At 22.6% G+C, this 21,904-nt stretch carries 20 protein-coding genes and 1 tRNA gene; 12 read left to right on the top strand and 9 right to left on the bottom strand.

What is annotated here, in order from left to right; genetic code table 4:
- Positions 1-30: 30 nt before the first annotated feature.
- Genes ACXX84_RS00265 through asnS form a run of 9 tightly spaced genes read right to left on the bottom strand, consistent with a single transcriptional unit; the run spans position 31 to position 9,991 of the window.
- A complete protein-coding gene (locus ACXX84_RS00265; protein ID WP_436359022.1) occupies positions 31-786 on the bottom strand; it encodes a sugar phosphate nucleotidyltransferase in 756 nt (251 codons plus the stop codon).
- A complete protein-coding gene (locus tag ACXX84_RS00260) occupies positions 770-1,132 on the bottom strand; it encodes an HAD hydrolase family protein (protein ID WP_436359023.1) in 363 nt (120 codons plus the stop codon). Before ACXX84_RS00260 ends, ACXX84_RS00265 begins: the two co-directional genes overlap by 17 nt.
- Complete coding sequence (locus ACXX84_RS00255) at positions 1,123-2,115, bottom strand: hypothetical protein (RefSeq protein WP_458560910.1); 993 nt, start codon at positions 2,113-2,115, stop codon at positions 1,123-1,125. Before ACXX84_RS00255 ends, ACXX84_RS00260 begins: the two co-directional genes overlap by 10 nt.
- Complete coding sequence (locus ACXX84_RS00250) at positions 2,116-3,210, bottom strand: WavE lipopolysaccharide synthesis family protein (protein WP_458560911.1); 1,095 nt, start codon at positions 3,208-3,210, stop codon at positions 2,116-2,118.
- A 1-nt stretch (position 3,211) separates the two neighbouring features.
- Complete coding sequence (locus tag ACXX84_RS00245) at positions 3,212-4,777, bottom strand: MHO_4530 family protein (RefSeq protein WP_458557307.1); 1,566 nt, start codon at positions 4,775-4,777, stop codon at positions 3,212-3,214.
- 4 nt (positions 4,778-4,781) lie between these two features.
- Positions 4,782-6,974, bottom strand: coding sequence for an ATP-dependent helicase (locus tag ACXX84_RS00240; protein WP_458560912.1), 2,193 nt, complete (start codon positions 6,972-6,974; stop codon positions 4,782-4,784).
- Positions 6,961-7,662, bottom strand: coding sequence for a hypothetical protein (locus ACXX84_RS00235; protein WP_458560567.1), 702 nt, complete (start codon positions 7,660-7,662; stop codon positions 6,961-6,963). The genes ACXX84_RS00240 and ACXX84_RS00235 overlap by 14 nt, the downstream gene beginning before the upstream one ends.
- Entirely contained in the window at positions 7,635-8,630 is a 996-nt protein-coding gene (locus tag ACXX84_RS00230; RefSeq protein WP_458560568.1) for a glycosyltransferase family 2 protein, read from the bottom strand. Before ACXX84_RS00230 ends, ACXX84_RS00235 begins: the two co-directional genes overlap by 28 nt.
- 14 nt (positions 8,631-8,644) lie before the next feature.
- Positions 8,645-9,991, bottom strand: coding sequence for an asparagine--tRNA ligase (gene asnS / locus ACXX84_RS00225; RefSeq protein WP_458560569.1), 1,347 nt, complete (start codon positions 9,989-9,991; stop codon positions 8,645-8,647).
- A gap of 160 nt (positions 9,992-10,151) precedes the next feature.
- Here asnS and tpiA point away from each other — a divergent pair, with 160 nt between their 5' ends.
- From tpiA to ACXX84_RS00165, 12 genes are all read left to right on the top strand, one after another.
- The gene (gene tpiA, locus ACXX84_RS00220) at positions 10,152-10,880 is read left to right on the top strand and encodes a triose-phosphate isomerase (RefSeq protein WP_436359032.1); all 729 of its coding nucleotides are present in this window, start codon (positions 10,152-10,154) and stop codon (positions 10,878-10,880) included.
- A gap of 100 nt (positions 10,881-10,980) precedes the next feature.
- A complete protein-coding gene (gene rpsO / locus ACXX84_RS00215; protein ID WP_436359033.1) occupies positions 10,981-11,247 on the top strand; it encodes a 30S ribosomal protein S15 in 267 nt (88 codons plus the stop codon).
- A gap of 80 nt (positions 11,248-11,327) precedes the next feature.
- The gene (locus ACXX84_RS00210) at positions 11,328-12,554 is read left to right on the top strand and encodes a YbhB/YbcL family Raf kinase inhibitor-like protein (RefSeq protein WP_458560570.1); all 1,227 of its coding nucleotides are present in this window, start codon (positions 11,328-11,330) and stop codon (positions 12,552-12,554) included.
- Complete coding sequence (locus tag ACXX84_RS00205) at positions 12,554-12,925, top strand: IMPACT family protein (RefSeq protein ID WP_458557300.1); 372 nt, start codon at positions 12,554-12,556, stop codon at positions 12,923-12,925. Before ACXX84_RS00210 ends, ACXX84_RS00205 begins: the two co-directional genes overlap by 1 nt.
- A gap of 14 nt (positions 12,926-12,939) precedes the next feature.
- A complete protein-coding gene (locus ACXX84_RS00200; RefSeq protein ID WP_436359038.1) occupies positions 12,940-13,749 on the top strand; it encodes an energy-coupling factor transporter ATPase in 810 nt (269 codons plus the stop codon).
- A complete protein-coding gene (locus ACXX84_RS00195) occupies positions 13,734-14,639 on the top strand; it encodes an energy-coupling factor transporter ATPase (RefSeq protein ID WP_458557299.1) in 906 nt (301 codons plus the stop codon). Before ACXX84_RS00200 ends, ACXX84_RS00195 begins: the two co-directional genes overlap by 16 nt.
- 1 nt (position 14,640) lies before the next feature.
- The gene (locus ACXX84_RS00190; RefSeq protein WP_458557298.1) at positions 14,641-15,564 is read left to right on the top strand and encodes an energy-coupling factor transporter transmembrane component T family protein; all 924 of its coding nucleotides are present in this window, start codon (positions 14,641-14,643) and stop codon (positions 15,562-15,564) included.
- Positions 15,565-15,576: 12 nt separating this feature from the next.
- The gene (ligA, locus tag ACXX84_RS00185) at positions 15,577-17,694 is read left to right on the top strand and encodes an NAD-dependent DNA ligase LigA (RefSeq protein ID WP_458572705.1); all 2,118 of its coding nucleotides are present in this window, start codon (positions 15,577-15,579) and stop codon (positions 17,692-17,694) included.
- 56 nt (positions 17,695-17,750) lie between these two features.
- Positions 17,751-17,841 (top strand) — tRNA-Ser (locus ACXX84_RS00180).
- Between the two features lie 38 nt (positions 17,842-17,879).
- Complete coding sequence (locus ACXX84_RS00175; protein WP_458572704.1) at positions 17,880-19,016, top strand: hypothetical protein; 1,137 nt, start codon at positions 17,880-17,882, stop codon at positions 19,014-19,016.
- A gap of 78 nt (positions 19,017-19,094) precedes the next feature.
- Positions 19,095-20,717: a DUF2130 domain-containing protein gene (locus tag ACXX84_RS00170; RefSeq protein ID WP_458572703.1), complete on the top strand. Its 1,623-nt coding sequence runs from the start codon at positions 19,095-19,097 to the stop codon at positions 20,715-20,717.
- Entirely contained in the window at positions 20,710-21,903 is a 1,194-nt protein-coding gene (locus ACXX84_RS00165) for a replication-associated recombination protein A (RefSeq protein ID WP_458572702.1), read from the top strand. The genes ACXX84_RS00170 and ACXX84_RS00165 overlap by 8 nt, the downstream gene beginning before the upstream one ends.
- Position 21,904: the final 1 nt, after the last annotated feature.

Below are 21,904 nucleotides of genomic sequence, written 5' to 3'. Positions count from 1 at the left end.
CTTGATTTAAAAATATTTAGTTTTATTCCGTTAATTTTTAGGAGATTTGTTATTTAAATAATTTTCAAGTTGTTCAGGAGTTCCAAGTGAAATATAAACGTTTTCTTTTAAAGGCATTCATCCTATTTTTTCTTTATTTTCTAGCATTAAATTAAAAATATTAGACATATAAAATTCTTCTTTTATTTTTTTATTATAAATATGCATTTTTATGCAATAATCAATAAATTTTTTTCCATTTTTAAAAAAATAAAGACCAGAAATTGCTTGATTAGAAATAACTTCTTTTTCTTTTGTTTCTAAAACTAAATTATTTTTGTATTTTATGAAAGAAAAACTATTAGATGTAGAATAAAAAGTTGAAACAGCAGCATCAAATTTGTTTTGTAGAGAAAATTCTAAAAATTTTTGTGCTTCTTTTTCTAAATAAAAATTATCAACATCAGCAAAAATAACAGGTTTTTTATTATCTATAATTTTTCAAATAGAAAGAGCAGTGGAAGCAGCTCCAGTAGTTGTTTGATCTACAGTAAAAATTTTAATTTTATATTTTTTTTGTAAAGAACTAATTTCTTTTTTATAAATTGAAGTAAATTCTTTTTTCATTGCTAGAATAAATGTATTTTGCTTGTCAAAAGATTCAATTGCTAGTTCTAAGAATGTTTTATTTTCTACTGTAATAAAAGGTTTATCAGTTGTATAACCTTTCTCTTTAAATCTTTTTCCGTTTCCAGCCATTAATATTACAATCTGTGCTTTTTGTGTTTTTTTATCTTTCTTTTGCATATTTTTTTAAAAAATCTTCATTAATTTTATCTCATCCTTCAAAGTGGATGGAACGATCGCATATTGTAATATCACCATTAGGTTTTCCAAAAAAAATTTCATCATATTGAATATTATGATTCTTTAATCATTCTAAAGTTACTAATCCTATATTTTTCATAACTTTTCCTATATTATGATCTTGAGTTTGCATATTTCTTGCTGTATTAATAATAATTGTGTGACCTTTTTGTTTCATTTCATCTATAAATTCTTTTGCTCCGGGCAAAGGTTTTACTTCTGAATAAGATTGATTTTCTTTTTTTATTTCACAAATAGTGCCATCTAAATCTATAACTATTCTCATTTACCCTCCGATTTTAATAAATCATTGAAAATTTCAATAGATTTTAAATAAAAGATTTTTTGATGAATTTTAGATTCTTTATGTAACGGAATCATAGTTAAAAATAATAAACCTTCAATTAATTTAATTTCATCAAAAGAAATTTGAAATATTTCAATAATTTTTTTATTAAAATAAAGCAAAATTTCTTTATTTTCTTTGTCAGAAAAAGGAAAATTTTCTTTTAGAATAAAATTATTAGAATTTTCTTGGAAAGAAAAATTATTGTGTACAATTCAGTCGTATTTTCCAGAAATACTATGACTTAATTTTGCTAAATCGTATCTCAAATCTCCTATAACATCTCTGTAATAATCAAATCTACCTCTTGGATCTACTAATTTAATTTCTTTTGTTTTTTCATCAAATAAAATGTTACTAAAGAAAAAATCTCCATGAACAATTGAAAGTAACTCTCTATTTATTAATTTTTCTTCAATTAAATTAAAAACTTTTTCTTTAATTTGATTGAAAGGTTTTAATTCTTTATTATTGAAAATTATTTTTTTATTAATATCTACAAATTCTGATTCATTTATTTGATTTATTCTATTATTTGTTTTTTCGATATAAATAAAACGAGATAAAGAATCATCTTTATTTTCATAAGGGTTTAAAAAAGAAGTATCTTTAAATTGTTTTAACACATAAAATAATTTGTCAATTAATTCGTAAAAATTATTTATATAAACTTCTTTTTGTAAATAGTTATAAATATTAGGAAAATCTACAAAATCCATAACTATTGTACTAAAATCATTTAGTTCTTGATATAAATAAATGTTTGGGATGAATTTTTTCAAGTTTTGAGGTAATTTTATAAATCAATAGTATTCATCTAATATTTTGTTTTTATCGGCAGAACTTTTGTATATCAAGTTATTTTTCTTTTCTATTGAGTTAAAATATCTTGATAAAAATTCTTTATTTATTTTTTCTGTCATTTATAACTTTCTTTTAATAATGTTATTTTGTAATTTTTCTTTCTTTAATTTTAAAATATTTTTCTTAGAAAAGATAAAAAATATTTTAATTAAATGTTGTTTGAATAATTCTTTGATGCAAAATTTTATTGCTAACTTAAAAAAAGTAAATTGAATTTTAGAGTTTTTTGTAGGTATTTTGTAAGGTATGCTAGGAAGTTGTTCTTTTCTTTCAAGCTTATATTTATTTGCTATTTTTCAATTAGGTTCATATGTATCTATATAATATTTTAAAAAAGAAATATATTTTTTGTTAAAAGGTTGTAAAGAAAATTTACTAATTGTTTTATACCTGGGTTTTAAATTATAAAAACCTATTTGTTTAGATTCTAAAGTTATAAAATTTTCATTTATATATTTATCAAATTCTTCTTTTTTACTTAAATCATCACCAAAAACATTGTCTAAATTTAAATCTGTATTTTCTTTAAAAACAAACTGAGGAAAATAGTTTTCTGGATGCATTTTTACAGGAAGAAAGTCATTTTGCTTATTAAAATAAGCAAATTCATTTAAGTCTTTTATTAACTTAACTGGTTCTCAAAATTTTTTCACATCTGTTGCTAATCCAAAATTTAATCAGTCAGATATATGTAAATAAGCATAATTAATTTTTCCATAACCCAAAACATTGTAATCACAACTAAAAAAAGTAGAAGAAATTAATCTTTTTTCAAATATTTTATATTTTTCATCTCTTTTGTGGAAAAAACTTGCAAAATCATTTAGAATATTATCGTTTTTGAAATATAAATCATTTCTAATTCTTAAAACATATTTGGTTTTAACTTCTTTTAAACCATTTTGAGTTGCAACAATAATTCTATTAATATTAATACCATATTTAAATTTAGTTATATAAAAACCACCAGGATCCTTGTTTAAAATAAATTTACTAACTTTAGGATTTTCATCAATTTCATCATTTTCTCAACATGATACTAAAATTGGTGATTTAGGAAAACGTTTTTTTAATGAATTAATGCTTTTTTTAGTATATTTATCATATTTTCCGTTAATTAAAATTGTTACATCTTCTTGATTGATTTTTTGCATTTTAAATATTGAAATAATAGTTATAACCTATTTTTTCAAGAATCCTTTCGTTTTTAATTATATTATTTTTGTTTTCATAAATTATTGTTATTTTGTTGGTAGAACAAATTTTATTTAATGTTTCTAAAGAAATTAAAAAGGAATCATCTTCTATGTTATTTAATATTTCATAAGAAATTACTAAAAATTTAGGTTTTATTTCTTTTAAGATAGAAAACAACGATAAATTTATTTTTTGAACATAAATTCCTCATCTGTCAAAAGCTAATTCTTTATGTTTGGATGCTTCTTTAAATTTTTTTAAAAACATAGAATAACTTTTAATTCTGATAATTAAATTAGAAGTATTTTTATCTAATTTATTTCAATAATTTAAAAATACATCTGTATATGTATAAATAAAATTATGATTTTTTTCTTCACTTTTTAACTCAATATCTTTTTTGAGAATTTTTTCAGCTATTTTTATTTTTTCTCTAACAAAAAGAAATTTTTTAATTTCGGGGCGAATGTTATCTATTTCTATTTCACCAATTTTTCTTTTGCCTCTTCTTAATTCTAATTTGTTTGTTGTTATTACATCTCTTTTAAGAATTTCTTTAAATTCTTCAATAGCCTTATCGTATTTTTCTAATTCTTCTGTATATTCTAAAAAATAAGGATGTTCAAGTTCAATAGTTTTATTAACATTTTTAGATTTTCATAGTGAGAAGTTAATCATTTTTTTTATTTTTCCTGAACTTGAATTTTGTTGAGTTTTATTATCAATAATAACAACAGATTGTTCCGAAAAGAAAAAATTATTTTTTAATTTTGAAAATAATTTATATAGTTTATATTTTATTTTGTTTATTTTTCTTTTATTATTTGAATTAAAAGCTAGAATTAATATTCCTTCTTCTAAAAACAGTTGTTTTATTTTAAAATAAAGTAAAAAATTATTATACACAAGTTCTTCTAAAATGTTTTTGGAAATAGATTCATTTATAAATCATGTACTTAAAGAAAAATTGAAAAATAAGGAAAATCTTTTATTAGTTTTAAAATTTTTGATTTTCATAATTTTAATTTTTTTTACAATTTTTTGTAAAAATTTAATATTTATTTTGCTATATCTATTTCTATAAATAAATATATATTTTCCACCTTCATTTGAAAAAATAAATTTATATTTTTTATTTGTTTCTTTTTTGTTTTCTTTATCAATTATATTTAAATCTAACTCTTTATTAGATCAAGTTTTCATATTTTCAATAAATTTGCTACGATCTTTTGCATCAATTAAAAGTATAAAATCATTTAATTTAACTCAATTTCCTGTATAAATATTTAATTTATTTTTAAAAACTTCTAAAACACTGTCTTTAAATTTAGAATCTATTACTCTTATTCTTTCGTTTTCTTCATCAAAACTTAAAGGAATGATAATAGAACTATTTTTTAAAATATGTTTTTCATTTTTGGAATAAACAAAAAATAAAATTCCTGATGCCGTTATACATAACAAAATAATAATAACTACTAAAATAATACCTAAATGATCTAATTGAAAATTATTTTTAGTCATAATCTTAGATAGGTGTTATCCTTTCTAAAGATTTGTGCTGTTTCATTATTTTTTTGGTCGCATCTTTTTCAGGTAAGTTTTTGAACTTAACAATTATTGTATCACCTTCTTCAGCAAGAACTATTCCTTCTCCAAAAACAATGTGATTTACTAAATCACCAGCAACTAAATTGATTGTTTTATCATTTCTTTTATAGTTTAATTGCCCATCATTAGTTCTTTTTGTGAAATTTTGTAAAATTTCAGATTTTATTCCCATTTCTGAAATAAATCTCGAAGTTTGAGAATATGCTTGATTTTCAAAGTAGTTTCCACCAGAATCAGAAATAAATAATCTTTCTTTAGCTCTTGTGATAGCTACATAAGCAAGTCTTCTTTCTTCTTCTATATTTTCTTCATCTTTTAAAGTTCTTTTATTTGGACAAATACCCTCAGCCATTCCTACTAAAAATACATTTTGGAACTCCAAACCTTTGGAACTGTGTATTGTCATTAAAGTTACAGTATTTGGTTCATAGTTCGAGTCATCACTATCTGTTAATAAAGAAATTTCGTGTAAATAATCATTTAATGTTAAATTAGGATTTTTAGATTCTCAAGATTTAATCCCTTGCATTAAACTATGTAAATTATTTAGAGCATCTTGTTTATCTAAAATGTTTTTAATTGAACTTATGTATTTAATTTTTTCAATAAATTTTTCAAGAACAAAAGAGATGCTTTTTTCACTTTTTAGCAGTTTTCTTGCAAAGTTAATAGAATTTAAAAAATCAACCAGTTCTTTTTGGAGAGAATGATTTAAAGGTAATTCTTCAAATCCTTCTTCTTTCATATAAGTTTTTCTATTAGTGAAATAATCAATTAAACAATCAAAAAGTGGAATGTTTCTTTTGTTTGCATACTCAGTTAATTTTTGAATTGCTGAAGGACCAATTTTTCTAGAAGGGATGTTTATAATTCTTAGTAAACCAACAGTTGAACCGTCATTCATAACCTTTAGATAAGCAATTAAATCTTTTATAACTTTTTTTTCAAAAAATTTAGTTCCACCTAAAAGTTGATAAGGAATATTTTCTTTAATTAAAGCTTCTTCAAAAGCTCTTGAATAAAAACCGGAACGATATAAAATTGCTATATTTTTAAGTTGAACTTTTTTTCTTTTTAAATCATTTATTTCTTCTGCAACTCATCTGGCTTCAACTTCTACGTTGAAAGAATGGTGAAATACAATTTCTTCATTTGAAATATTATCGGTGAATAAGTTTTTTTCTAAACGATTTTTATTATTTTTAATCAAAGAGTTTGCTGCATTTAGTATTTGATTGGTAGAACGGTAATTTTGATCCAGGGTAATTGTTAAGGCACCTGGGAAAAATTTATCAAAATTTAAAATTAATTCTACATCAGCACCTCTTCAAGTATAAATTGTTTGATCAGGATCTCCAACAACTGTTAAAATATTTTTTTCTCCAGTTAAATGTTTAATAATTTCGAATTGCAATTCTGATGTATCTTGAAATTCATCAACAAGAATATGAGAAAATTTATTTCTTCATTTTTCCTTTATTTCTGGAAATTGTTGAAAGATTTTAACGGTAAAAATCATTAAATCATCAAAGTCTAATGCTTTTAATAATTTTAATTCTTTTGAGTATTCAGTATAAAGATCAACTATTATTTCATCATCTTCTTCTAATTTATCTATATCTATTTCTTCTGGCAAAATTTCTAAATTTTTTCATTTAGAAATTTTTTCTAAAACAGTTGAATAATTAATGTCTCTATTTGTTATTTTTAATTTTCTATATATGTTTTCTAAAATATTTTTTTGATCTGAAGAATCAAGAATATCGAAATTCGAATTATAATCTTTGAGATTGGTGATTTCTCTTCTTAAAATATAGTTACATAAAGAGTGGAAAGTACTTATAAAAACTTCATTTCCTTTTTCTTCAACTAAATTTATAACCCTTTCTTTCATTTCGTTTGAGGCTTTATTAGTAAAAGTAACTGCTAAAATTTTTTTAGCATCAGTAATTTTATTTTCAATTAAGTAAGCTATTTTTCTTGTCAATACTCCTGTTTTACCACTACCAGCTCCAGCAATTATTCGAAGATGACCTTGATTATAAACAACAGCACTTTTTTGTTTATCATTTAAATTTGAGAGAATTTTTACATTATTATCATTCTTCATAATAATCTCCTTTCGTGTCTCACTGCACTTTGGTTCAATTTAGGTTTTTGATTTCTAAAGGTTTTTGAGTTTCGATGAATTTATTTTTGTATACTAATTTGCTTTTGGAAAAAATATTTATGATGTTCTTTTTTGGATTAAATATGTTGAAAAAAAATAAAATTAAAAGCAAAATAAAGTTAAAGTTAGAAAAGGCGATAAAAATATTTATTAAAATTTTTTCTAATGAATTCAAATTACTAAATTGCTTATTTTTGTCTTTTAGTAAACTATTGCTAGAAACAATTTTCTGTGATAATTGAGGATTAATTAAAAGAATAAAAAGAAAAATTAATATAACTCAATTCAAAGAAAAAAATAAATTTCTTTTTAATAAGCAAGAAAGCAATTCTTTTTTGTTTACTTTTTTTTCTGTTTGTAATTCTAATTTACAAATTATTTTTCCAATACTCTTGCCTTGATTTAACAAAGGAATAAGTAATTGGAAAGCTAAAATAAATATAATTTGAAAAAAAAGTCAAAAATAATAAGCTAAGTTATAATCGTTTTTAAATATTAAAAAGAATAAAAAACCTAAAGAAGAAAAAGCAAAAGAGAAATATAATAAAATATCAATTAAAGAAGAGAGAAACTTTATTGAAAGACTCGCTTCTGCTTTAGTTAAATTTTTTTGGAAATTGAATGTCATTTTGATGGGGCTGTATTTTCTGTAATAAGTTTACTTTCGTTACTGTTTAATAGGATGTATTTATTTACTGATAAAAGTAAATTAAATTCATTTTTTCTTAATAATTTTAATTTTTCATAATATTTTAAAACAGTTATTGGAAATTCTTCTTGTCTTGTTAACAGTCTAGTCAATAGAGATTTTTTAGTTACTCCTAAAATTACAGGAATAAAAATTTGTAAAAAGTAAAGTTTGGCATATAAAATCTCTTCCATAAATTCAATTTTATTTTCTCTTGTGAAATTTTCAATATTTTTTCAGTCCCTAATAACTTGTGAAGGGTTAAAAATGCTTATTTCATTATTTCATTCATTAACGATGATTTCATCGATATAGACATAACTTTCTAAAAAGGGTAGTGTTTTGTATAGTATTTCAATCAAATATTTAGAACTAGCATCTTTGAAATTTGTGTTTGCTGTTATTTCTAAAAATTTATTTGTGTTAAAAAATTTGTTAAAAATAATTGGAAAAGTGTATGCAACTACCTTTTTGTCTTCTTGAATTTTAAAAATTTTATTGTCTTGAATTCTTTTTTTAGGTTCTAATTGAAAAAAACCTTTAAATTTAGGCTTAAATTCAATAATGTCAACCTTGTATTTTTTTTCAATTTCAATAAATCTTTTGACAAAAAAGTTTTTTAAATTAGTTTCAGGAAAAACAACAATAAAATATTCTCCAACTGCTTTTGTAAGCATATCAAAAATATCACGAATAACACCTTGTCTTTTTGTATTAATTAAAATTTTTAATTTATCTTTGAAAAGTTCTTTATATTCATAAACTAAATTCAATTCATCATTTGTAGGTTTGTTAATTGTTACAATCACTTCAAAATCTTCGTTTTTTTGTTGAACATAACAAGAGTCTAAAAGAGATTTAAGTTCATTTTTTTGTTTATATGATGGAATTAATATTGATAATTTCATTTTTACTCCTTTATTTACATTTTTAAGTTATTAACTGTTCTTGGGAAAGGAATAGTATCTCTAATATTGTCGATTCCTGTAACATACATAACAAGTCTTTCAAAACCAAGTCCAAATCCTGATGAACCAGCATCACCAAATCTTCTTAAATCTAAATATCATTTTAAATCGTCTTCTGGGATTGATAATTCACGAACTCTTTCTAGTAATTTTTCATAACGAACTTCTCTTTGGGAACCACCGATTAATTCACCAATACCTGGAACTAATAAATCAAAAGCAGCAACTGTTTTATTATCATCATTTTGATACATATAGAAAGCTTTGAATTCTTTTGGATAATTTATAACAGCAACAGGCCCGTTAAATAATTTTTCTGCTAAGTATTTTTCGTGTTCTGTAGCTAAATCTAAACCAAAATAAATATTTTTTTCTTCAAAAATATCTTTTACTTTTATTAATTCTGCTATAGCGTCTTTATAATCGATAATAGAAAGTGTTTTGTTTAAAAATAAATTTAGTTTTTCTCTCAAGTTTTTATCAACAACTTCTTCTAAAAAATCAAATTCTAATTTATGTTTTTCTAAAGTGTTTTTAATAACAGTTTTTAGCATATGGTCAGATAATTTAATCACATCTTGCAATTCGTAAAAAGCGATTTCAGGTTCAACCATTCAAAATTCTGCTGCATGCTTTTTAGTGTGAGAATTTTCAGCTCTAAATGTTGGAGCAAAAGTATAAACCTTTTTCATTCCAATTGCATAAGATTCAGCGTGTAATTGACCAGTAACACCTAAAGTTGCTTTTTTTCCAAAAAACATTTTTTCATTTTCTGAATCCACAACAAAAGTTTCTCCTGCTCCTTCTCCGTCGTTAGAAGTTATGATAGGTGCTGAAACATAAAGGAAATCATGATTAGAGAAAAATTTATGAATTTCTATCGCCAAAGTAGAACGAATTAGCATTATAGCTTTTATTAATTTTGTTCTGTGTCTTAAATGAGGTATTTCTCTTAAAAATTCCATTGAAATTTCTTTTTTCTGAATTGGAAAATCTTCATCTGTATTTTTTAATAACTTAAATTCATCAGCTTGAAGTTCGATAGGTTGTTTTGAATTTGGAGTGTAATTTAAAACACCTTTAACATAAATAGCTGCTCCATCCCTTGCCTTATCGACTTCTTGTAAATTGATTTTTTCGTTTTTTAAAACTACCTGCAAATTAACTATTGTAGAACCATCATTTATTTCTAAAAATTTAATTTTTGTATTTCCTCTTAAGTTTGTTAGTCATCCTTGAATACTAAAAATTTTTTTATCATTTTCTTTAGCATTTAATATTACATTTTTTATACTTTTCATTGTTGCCTGCTTTCTAACATTTATTATTATATTAATATTATTTAAATTTTACTATAAACTGAAGATTTTGTTATTGAAATTTATAATAAAATAATTAATTTTTTTATTAATTCAAGAGTTTTAGTATAATTTGAATAATGATTATTTTTTAAGGAGAAAAATGAAAAAATTAACAATTATTGGTAATTGAAAAATGAATAAAAATGCTCAAGAAACAAAAGCATTTTTAGATGAATTTAGTAGATTATACAGTGAAAACAAAACAAAAATTTCAGATGAAGTTACTTTCGGAATTGCTGCACCTTTTACTAATTTATTTTTATTTGAAAAATCAAATTTAAAAATAGTAGCACAAAACTTTTCAAATTTTGATTCTGGTGCATATACAGGGGAAATTTCTGCATCTATGTTAAAGGATTTATCTGTATCTTTTGTAATTTTAGGACACTCTGAAAGAAGACAATATTTTGGTGAAACAGATGAATTAGTTAACTTAAAAGTTCATCAAGCATTAAAAGAAGGATTAACTCCTGTTGTTTGTGTTGGAGAAACATTAGAAGAATACGAAAATAATAAAACAAAAGATGTTATTTTACATCAATTAAAAAATTCTTTAAAAAATGTAGAAGATTTTTCTAAAATTGTAATTGCTTATGAACCTGTTTGAGCAATTGGTACAGGAAAAACAGCAACTGCACAAATAGCACAAGAAGTTTGTGAATTTATAAGAGAAAACACACATAAAGATGTTGTTATTCAATATGGAGGTTCAGTAAGTCCAACAAATATTGAAGAATTAATGAATCAAAAAGATATTGATGGAGCACTTGTAGGTGGAGCTTCATTAAAAGCAGATTCTTTCATAAAATTATTAACATTAAACAAATAATGTGATAAAATTTAAATATTAATAAAATTAATATAAAATATTTTTTCTCGGTTTTAACATTCGTTCAAGTTTTTGCTGGGATTAAATCAAAGGAGAAAATATGGTTTCAAAAGAACGTAAAAGAGAATTAACAATTGAATTCGGTGGAAACGAAAAAAACACAGGTATGATTGAAGTTCAAGTTGCAATTTTAACTGAAGATATTGAATCATTAAAAAAACATTTTGAAGTTAATAAAAAAGATAAACATTCAAAACGTGGATTTATGGCAAAGGTTAATAAACGTAAAAAACTTTTATTATATTTAAAAGAAAACAATTTTGATTCTTACAAAAAAACTATTGAAAAACTTAATATTAGAAAATAGTTTTTTCAATTTATTTACAAAATACACAAGATTAAATTATTTAAGTTTAATTTTGTGTATTTTTTGTTAAAATTTAATTTATGAAAATAATTGTAAAAAATGTAAAAAATGGTGTTTTGGAAACTCAATTTGGTAATTCTAATTTAAAAGACAATTCTGTAAGTTTCCCAATAAAATGGTCAAAAGTAAAAAATGCTAAATCATATGCTATAACATTAATTGATAAGGAAGCTTCTAAATCTTTAGGAGTACCTTTTATTCATTGAATTGCTGCAAATATAAAGAAAAATAGGGTAGATTGGGATTTTTCATTTCAAAATAAAGATAAAATTATTCAATTTGAAAACTCTATGTCAGCCTTCGCTAAAAAACATTTACTGGAACAAATTGTTTCAATCGAAAATAATGGCGTTTATGTAGGACCATTCCCTGTAGAAAGTGACCATAATTATGAATTAAGAATTTATGCTTTAAATACAGAAGACATTTTAAAAAATTCAAATTTTAATAAAGAAGATAAATTATTTTTTGACGATTTTCAAAATTTGATAAAAGGAAAAGTTATCGATTCAGGATTTTATACTTTTTTATATAGAACAAAATATGTTTTTATCAATGATAGATTTGTAGAAAATAACAAAGAAAGTCAGGAATTAAACAAAGGACTTGAAAAAGATAAAATTTTCTTTTATAAAGGTAATAAAAAGACAAATATTGAAATTAAATCTAGTGCTTTTTATAGAGAAAACAATGAAATATTTTTAAATAAATTTTATGTAGCACAAAAACATAATAATTTGTTTCATTCAATATCTCTACCTTTAGAATTTTCCAAAATAAATGAAGCTAAAAGTTATGTTGTGACACTTTTAGGAAACGCTGAAGTAAAAAACTATGCTACACCTTTAATATTTTGAATTAGAACTGAGCTAGAAAATGAAAATGTGAATTTAGAAACTGATAACTTTATAAAAATTCCTTCAAGAATAATTAATCAATTTAACATTAATAAAGAACAAAAATATCATTATATTAATACTTTTGGTACTCACCTTGCACAAAGAATAGCTAGTGATTTTGGAGAAAGTGATGAGATATTTAGGTATATAGCAAACGATTATGGATTGGTAAAAATACCAAATATTTCAGATTCAAACGGAATTTATACATTAACAATTTATGCATTAGATGAAAAAATCAATTTTGTAAAAAGAGAAAATTTTGATGTTATTTCATTGGGAGATGTTTTAGAAAGTATAAAATCCCATGTTGTAGGAGAAGGAAATATTCAATTTAAAATAAAATAATGAATAACTTATTTGAAATTAAAAAATCTAAATTTTACTCCTTTTTATATGAAATTAAAGACAAAAACGAAGTAAAAACAATAATTGAAAATCTAAAAAAAGAACATAAAAAAGCTAGACACATTTGTTATGCTTTTTTATTCACTGATATTAATGGAATAACACATTATGGAATGAGCGATGATGGGGAACCGCAAGGAACTGCAGGAAAACCACTTTTAAATTTGCTTCAAATAAAAAAAATAGAAAATAGCCTCATTGTTGTTGTTAGATATTTTGGTGGAATCAAACTCGGAGCAGGAGGTTTGATTAGATCTTATATAAATTCTGCTAATTTATTATTAAATAATAATAAAAAAAGCAATAAATAGTATAATTAAAAATTATGATAAAACTTAAAAACGTATCTTTTAGTTACAGCGATGAAGAAAATGCAAAATTAGCATTAGATGATATAAATTTAGAATTCAAAGCAGGAAAATATATTGCCATTTTAGGGCACAATGGTTCGGGAAAATCAACTTTATCTAAAATTTTAACAGGAATTATAAAACCTAAAAAAGGTGAAGTGTGAATAAATGATATTTTATTATCCAAAAGCACTTTAAATGAAGCAAGAAAATATATTGGAATTATTTTTCAAAATCCAGATAATCAATTTGTTGGTGCAACAGTTGAAGATGATATTGCCTTTGGTTTGGAAAATAGATGTGTTAATCCAAAGGAAATGAAGGAAATAATTTTCAATTTAGCTCAAAAAGTTGATATGCTAGATCATCTTGAAAGAGAACCACAAAATTTATCTGGTGGTCAAAAACAAAGAGTTGCAATTGCTTCCATTTTAGCTTTAAGTCCTAAAATTATAATCTTTGATGAGGTTACATCAATGCTAGATCCTAAAGGAAAACACGATGTTTTAAACATAATTAGGGAAATTCAATCTACAAGAACAAAAACTTTAATTTCTATAACTCACGATATGGATGAAGCTGTTTTAGCAGATGAAGTGATAGTTTTAGCAAAAGGTAAGGTAATAGCACAAGGATCTCCAAAAAACATTTTAAATGATAAAAAAGTATTAGAAGAAGCAAAATTAGATTCACCATTTATTTATAAAATTTCTTCTTTAATAAATAAAATAAAACCAACATATGATGAAAATGAATTAATAGAGGAAATATGCAAATTAAAATAAAAAATATATTTAAAATTTATGATAAAGATTTACCTTCAAGATTTAATGCCTTAGATGATGTTTCAACTGAAATAAATAAAGGTGAATTCATTTCAATTATAGGACAAACAGGTAGTGGAAAAACCACATTTATCGAACATATGAATGGTTTAATTTATCCAGACGATGGTGAAGTGGAATTTATTTATGTTAATGAAAACAAAAATAAAGAAAATATACAGAAAAATGTTATTTTAAAAAAGAAAAAACTTTTTGCAAAAAGAGTTAAAGGTAAAGAGTTAAAACAAATAAGAAAAAGGGTTGGTGTTGTGTTTCAATTTGCAGAATACCAACTATTTGAGCAAACTATTGAAAAAGATATTATATTTGGTGCTGTTTCAATGGGAGAAGAAAAGAAAAAAGCTATTGAAAAAGCTAAAAATATAATTAAACTTGTTGGTTTAGATGAATCTTATTTACAAAAATCACCTTTTGATTTATCAGGTGGACAAAAAAGAAGGGTGGCAATTGCAGGAATTTTAGCAATGGATCCTGATATCATTTTTTTTGATGAACCAACAGCAGGTTTAGATCCGGTAGGGATTCAAGAAACTTTGGAAATTTTTGATAATTTACACAAAGCAGGAAAAACTATAGTAATTGTAACTCATGATTTAGATAATGCTTTAACTTGAACAAATAGAACAATTGTATTCAAGGAAGGTAAAATAATTAAAGATGGAGACACTTACGAAATACTTAGTGATACAGAGTTTTTAGAAGATAATAAAATGCAACCAACTAAATTGTTAAGTTTTGTTAATAAACTAAAACAAAAAGGAATAAATATTCCAAAAGTTAAAAATATTAATGAGTTAATTTCAGAAATAAATAAGTTAATAAAGGAGTAATATGAATATAGTAATTGGAAAATATGTACCTAAAAATACGTTTTTGCATAAGTTAGATCCAAGAATAAAGTTAATATTTAATATTATTTTTATTACTTTGTTTTTTGTAACAACACATCTATTAACTCTTTCTTTTTTAATAATTCCTATGATGATTTTGTTTGCTGTTACCACTAAAAAACCTTTTCACTTAATAAAAGTAGCTAAATTACCTATTTTTATATTTTTATTTATGTCTATAATTTATTCTTTTATATTAAATGATTTAAGTAATTTTAATAAACCAGAATTCATTATAAAAGGTTTAGATCACGATCAATCTTATAAATTTATAAGTCAAGAATGATTTTCATTGAACTTAAAATTTACAACTTTAAAATATACTAATTTATCTTTTATAAGGGCTTTTGTTCTTGGTTTAAGAATTTATTGTATGATTTTAATCACTACTCTTTTGATTTATACTACTAAACCTGTATTATTAACAAGAGCTATTGAAGATTTGATTTTCCCATTAAAACTTGTAAAAATTAACACCAATGTAATAGCGATGATTATTTCAATTGCAATTAGATTCATTCCTACTTTATTACTTGAAGCAAATAGAATTATTAAAGCACAAGCTTCAAGAGGAGTTGATTTTAAACACGGAAAAATTAATGATAAAGTTAAGGCAATGATTACCTTAACAATTCCACTATTTGTTTTATCATTTTCTAGAGCAGAAGATTTATCAAACGCAATGGAAGTAAGAGGTTATGATCCTTATGAAAAAAGAACAAAATATCGTCGTCTTTATTTAAAATGATTTGACTACTTATTTTTATTATTTTTAATTAGTTTTATAGTTTTTGTTATATTAGTAGAACAAAATGTAATAGGACCATTACCGCTATTTTGAATTTATACAGCTCAACAATTTTAATAAGGATGATTTATGAGAAAAAAAACAAAAGATAAAATAAAAGGAAAAACCGATTTAGAAATTAAAAAAATTATTGAAGATTTAAGACAAGAAATTTCATATCATGATAAATTGTATTTTGAAGAAAATACACAAGAAATTAGCGACTTAGAATATGAAGACAAAATGAAAGAGTTGAAAGAATTAGAAAATGTGTATTTTTCTTTATTTTCTTGAGAAGAAAATTTAAATTCACCAACTCAAAAAATTCATTCTATAAGTTCTACTCAATTTGAAAAAGTTAAGCACTCTTTTGCGATGTTATCTTTAAATAAAGCTTATTCATATGAAGAAATTCAAAAATTTTTGAATGATTCTCAAGAAGTTATAAAGGAAATTAAAGATTTTTATATTGAACCTAAAATCGATGGACTTTCTATTGCTCTTCATTATAAAAATGGTAAATTAATAAAAGCATTAACTCGTGGTAATGGTATTGAAGGTGAAAATATCATTAACAATATATTAAAAACAAGAGATGAATTTTTCCCTAAAACAATAAAATATGATAAACCCATTGAAATTAGAGGAGAAATATATATTGATAAAGATGATTTTATTGATTTAAATTCACAAATTCAAGCAAAAATTGATGAATATAACCAACAAAAAGTTGATGAAGAATACTCAAACTCTAAAATTAAATCTTTAGAAAGAAAAAATTTGTTTTTAAATCCAAGAAATGCAGCTGCAGGAATAGTAAGAAAATTGAAAAACGTTTCCACTGATGAAATGCATAAAATTAAAGCATTTTTTTATCAAGTTGTAGAACCTATTAACCATAATATTAATTCTGTTTCGCAAACTATCAACTTTTTAAAAACAAATCATTTTCCTGTAAATATAATAGGAAAAACTGTGCATAATTTATCTGAAATACAGGAAATTATAGAATATGTGGATAAAAATAGAGATGATTTGAAATATGAAATAGACGGAATGGTAATTAAGGTAAATGATGTTATTTTCTCCGAAGAATTAGGTTATACTTCTAAATTTCCTAAAGGAGCTATTGCATATAAATTTTATGATGAAATTGTAAAAACTAAATTACTTTCAGTTGATTACCAAATAGGAAGAACAGGAAAAATTGCTTATGTTGCTAATTTAGAACCAGTTTTTTTAAATGGAACTAAAGTTGAAAAAGCTTATTTACATAATTTTCAAAACATTTTAAATCTTAAAATTAGAATTGGAGAAGATGTTTATATTAAAAAATCTGGAGAAATTATTCCACAAGTAATTTCATCTGTAAAAAAATTCGAAAACACCAATATTGATATTTTAACTCACTGTCCAAGTTGTAATTTTCCTTTACATAATACAGAAAAAGAACAATTTTGTGAAAATGAAAATTGTTCAGACAAAATTGTTAGAAAAATTATCCACTTCTTTTCGAAAAATGCTTTCGATGTTTCAACACTTTCTAAAAAAACTATTAAACAATTTTATGACTTTGGTGTAATAAAAAATGTTATAGATGTATTTGAATTAGAAAAAAATATTGCTTTAATTAGTGCTAATAATAAAAAATGAACTAAGAATTTTAAGATGCGTTCCACAACTGTATTATTAAAAGCAATAAATGATTCTAAAACTATAGAATTTAGTAAATTTATTTACGCACTAGGAATTAAAAATATAGGTGTTGAAGCATCTATTGAAATTAGCAAAAAAATTAACAATATTGACGAACTTTTAAATTATGATTATGAAAAATTTTTAGAAGTAAATAAATTTGGTGAAACCATTGTTAAAGAATTAAAAAATTATTTTAGTATTCAAGCAAATAAAGAATTTTTATTAAAATTAAAAGAGCAAAATTTGAATTTTATAAAGGAAAACAACAAGATTGAAAGCAAAAATTTAGAAAATATTTCTTTTGTTGTTACTGGAACTTTATCCATAACAAGAAATGAATTTAAAAAATTAGTAGTATCTAATTCCGGGGTACTTTCTAATACAATTACTTCTAAAACGAACTATTTAGTTATTGGTGATTTACCAGGTGAATCTAAATTAAAATTGGCTGAAAAACACAAAACTCCAATAATTAATGAAAAGGAATTTTATAAACTTATTGAAAAATAAAAAAATTACTTATTAATTTAAGCAAATTATTATATAATTATATAGTAAAAACTTGGGGGGCAATACTCAAGAGGCTGAAGAGGACGCATTGCTAACGCGTTAGGGGCTTAACCGCCCGCGCAGGTTCAAATCCTGTTTGCCCCGCCATTTTTTTATTACTTTTATTACATTATAGGTATTTTAAAATGGGTTTTATTTGATTAACAATAACAGTTTTTTATATAATTGCTTTTTTATACGTTATTTTAAGTGAAAAAGAAAAAAATAAAATTTTTAAAGTAAAAAAATTTATTGAATTTTCAGATTTATCAGAAATAATAAAAATGAAAATAAAAAATAAATTTTTAAATCCTACCATTTATATAGAAATAGCAGTTCTAATATTAACTACTATTTTTTCATTCGTTAATGTTTTTCATTTAATATCTAACAATTTAATTGAGCAATTTCAAAATATTTTACAAGAAAAAAAACCAGATATTTTTATAAAAAACTGATTTTGAAATATTAAATTTTTTGAATTTATATCTTCATTAATAATTAATACTTTATTTAAATCAACTTTAATTTTCATCTATTATATAATTTGAAAAAAATTAAATGAATGATTATTCGATAGGAAAAAACCTATTGAATATAAAAAAAATAGACAAAAATTCAATAGTTTCTTTTACCATAAAGATATTATTATTTATATTGTAAAAAAAATAATAATAATTTTATTTTATGTATTAATTTTATTTTTATTTTCTTTATTTATTTTACTTTTTTCTTCCGGTTTAGAGTGGTTACTTATACTATTTTTAATGCTTTTAATTTTTATTCCTACTATTATAGGAATAATTATAATTTTCTATTCTAAATTTAATAGACACAAACATACTAAACATGAATATTTTAATTTTTTACAGGAAAATAAATCATTTTTAGAAGAAGAGTATCAATTTATCTTTGTATATAAATATGTTGAATCGATTAATGATTTTTTAATTTTTAAAAATGAAAATAAAAACCAGTGAAAAAAATTTAAACTTGAATATAAAAAAAGAAAAATTGATAAGAAAGACTTTTGAAAATTAAAATGAAGTTTAAAAATTTTTAATGAGTTTAATAAAAATGTAAATAGAATTATTGCAAAAAAAGAAATAATAAATGAATGAAAATATATTTTACCAAGTGAATTGCAATTGTGTCCAGAACATGGAAATACTATTATTTTTCATTCTAAATATAATTTATATTATTGTTCTTATGGTGAGTACTTTTCTTTAATTTATTTAGAAAATATGGGAAAATGTAAATATTTTATTTTAAAAGAGTAAATGTAAAAATAAAATTTGAAATTTTACTGTTTAAATGTAAAATTAATATAATATTATTTATATATGGAAAGGTAAAAAATGGGAAATAAAATAAAAGTAAGAATTATAGAACATGAACCAAGAATAAAATTTGAAATCTTGGAAGATGCAAAAAAAGGAGATTTTTTCTTTATAGATGAATATAAGGATGAAGGAGTAGAAAGTTATTTAAATGAAGTTCGTTCAAAGATTGACGAGGATTTATTTAATACAGCTAAAAATCAAGCACTTTTAGAGTATAAAACTAGTGAAGAATTCATTAATTTAAAAAATGATTTAAATGAAAAAAATAATATAATTAAAAATCATAAACAAACACTAGAAAATGCAATTTTAAAGGCTATTGAAGATTTTAAAACAAAAGACGAATTTACAGAAAAAATAAAGAGAATCGATGATTTAATTTCTGAAAAAGAAAATTTAATTAAAGAAAAAACAGAATTAGAAACTAAATTAAAAACATCTAAAAATGATATTATAAATGAGTATAAAACTAGTGAAGAATTTACTGATTTACAAAAAAAATTAACTGAAAAAGATAATATAATAAAAAATCATAAACAAGAATTAGAAAACGCTTCTTTAAAAGCTATAAAAGATTTTAGAAATAATGAAGAATTTACAGAAAAAATAAAGAGAATCGATAATTTAACTTCTGAAAAAGAAAACTTAATTAAAGAAAAAATGCAATTAGAAAATACATTAGCTAATGCTGAAATTAACATTATAAATGAATATAAAAAATCTCCAGAATATCTTGAATTATCTGATTCATTAAAAAATATAAGAAAAGAAAACGCAACTTTAGTAGAAAGAATGAATAATATTAAAGTTAATATGCAAAATGAATCACAAGTAGAAATGACTAAACAAGAAATTCAACATTCAAATGAAATACAAAAATGAATTAAGGAAAATACCGAGTTAAAAACTACTATAAATGATTTACAAAGGAAAAAAAATGTAAATATAAAACTTATTGGTGAAGATTTAGAAAACTGAATAATTTCTCAAGCTTCTGAAAATCTTTCATTTGATAACAACTGTTCTTTTTATAAAGATAATGAAGTTAAAGATCATACTAAAGCAGATTTTTTATATGATATTTATAGTAGAAATAATAATAAAAAATTATTAGGAAAAATAATAATAGAAGCAAAAAGTCAAGGTGAAACAGGTAATAAAAAGAATTCTGATTATTATGATAAATTAAAAAGAGACCAAACTAAAAAACAAGCTGATTTTGCTATTTTAGTTAGTGAATTAGAACCAGAAAAGGATTTTTTAATTTCTAAGGTATTTGATTATGAAAATATGTATGTTATAAGACCTGCCTATTTAATTCCTTTTTTATCACTACTTAAACACTTTATAATGGAAAGGGAAAAAATAGCAGATGCAGAAATAACTTTCCAAGAAAAAAAGGATATTTTAGAACAATTTGATAAAATGAAAAATGAAATTTTAGATAATTCTCTTAAACACATAAGAACACAAACTGAAAAAATATTAAAAAACGCAGAAACAATAGAAAAAAATGCAAAAGAAATAAAAGAATCTATTAGTTTAGTGGTTGATATTCACCTAAACACAGTAAAAAATAAAATAGAAAATTTTGCTATTCAAAAAATAACAAAAAAAATAGATAAAATTTATGAATAAGAAATTAGATTTCAAAAAATTTAAACCAGAAACACTGGATGAAATTATAGGTCAAGAGCATATTAAATTTCTTTTAAATAGAGTAATTGAATTAAAAAACAGAACATCTTTTATTTTTTATGGAGAAAGCGGAATTGGAAAAACATCAGTTGCAAATGTTTTAGCTTTAAATCTTAATTTAAAATACACTACATTTAATGCAACTATAGAAAATAAAGATTCGCTTTTAGAGAAAATTAAAAATAATGACATTTTGATTATTGATGAAATTCATCGTTTAAATAAAGATAAACAAGATTTACTTTTAAGTTATTTGGAAAAAGATGAAATTATAATTTATGCAACAACGACAGAAAATCCATATTTTAAAATTAATCCAGCAATTAGAAGTAGAATGCAAATTTTAAAATTCAACAAACCTTCTTTGGAAGAAATAATAAATTTTTTTCATTTAAAAAACTTAATTTTACCTAAAGAGATTATAGAAAAAATAATATTTTTATCAAATTTTGATATAAGAACTATTTTTAGAAATTTAGATTTTGTGTTAACTTTAAGCAAAAATGACCTTTTAAGCGAAGAAATTGTCGAAAAATTATTGCCAAATGTTAATTTTTACAGCGATAAAAATGCTGACTCACATTATAATAATTTAAGTGCTTTTCACAAATCATTAAGAGGGAGTGATCCTGATGCAGCTTTATATTATGGTATGTTAATTATTAAAAGCGGAGATTTTGATGGTTTATATAGAAGAATGCTTTGTGTTGCATATGAAGATATAGGTCTTGCTCATCCTAACATCTCTTTGAAAGTTATGGCAGCAATTAATTCAGCAGAAAGACTTGGAATGCCTGAAGCTAGATTGCCACTTTCTACTATCATTATTGAATTGGCATTAAGTCCAAAAAGCAACTCAACTTATCAAGCAATGCAAAAAGTTTCTAAATTAATTGATAATGGTAAAATATATGAAATTCCAGATCATTTAAAAGATTCTCATTATAAAAGTGCTAAAAAATTTAATCACGGGGTAAATTATTTATATCCACATGATTTTTTAAATAATTATGTTGATCAACAATATTTACCTTCAGAAATAAAAAACAATAAATTTTTTGAATTTGGTAATAATAAAAACGAACAAAAATTAAAAGAATATTTGAATAAAATAAAGGAAAAATAAA

This window comes from Mycoplasma sp. AC157 (genome assembly GCF_054343415.1).
The sequence above is the reverse complement of the archived record's forward strand: the minus strand, read 5'-3'. Positions and strand labels throughout refer to the sequence as shown.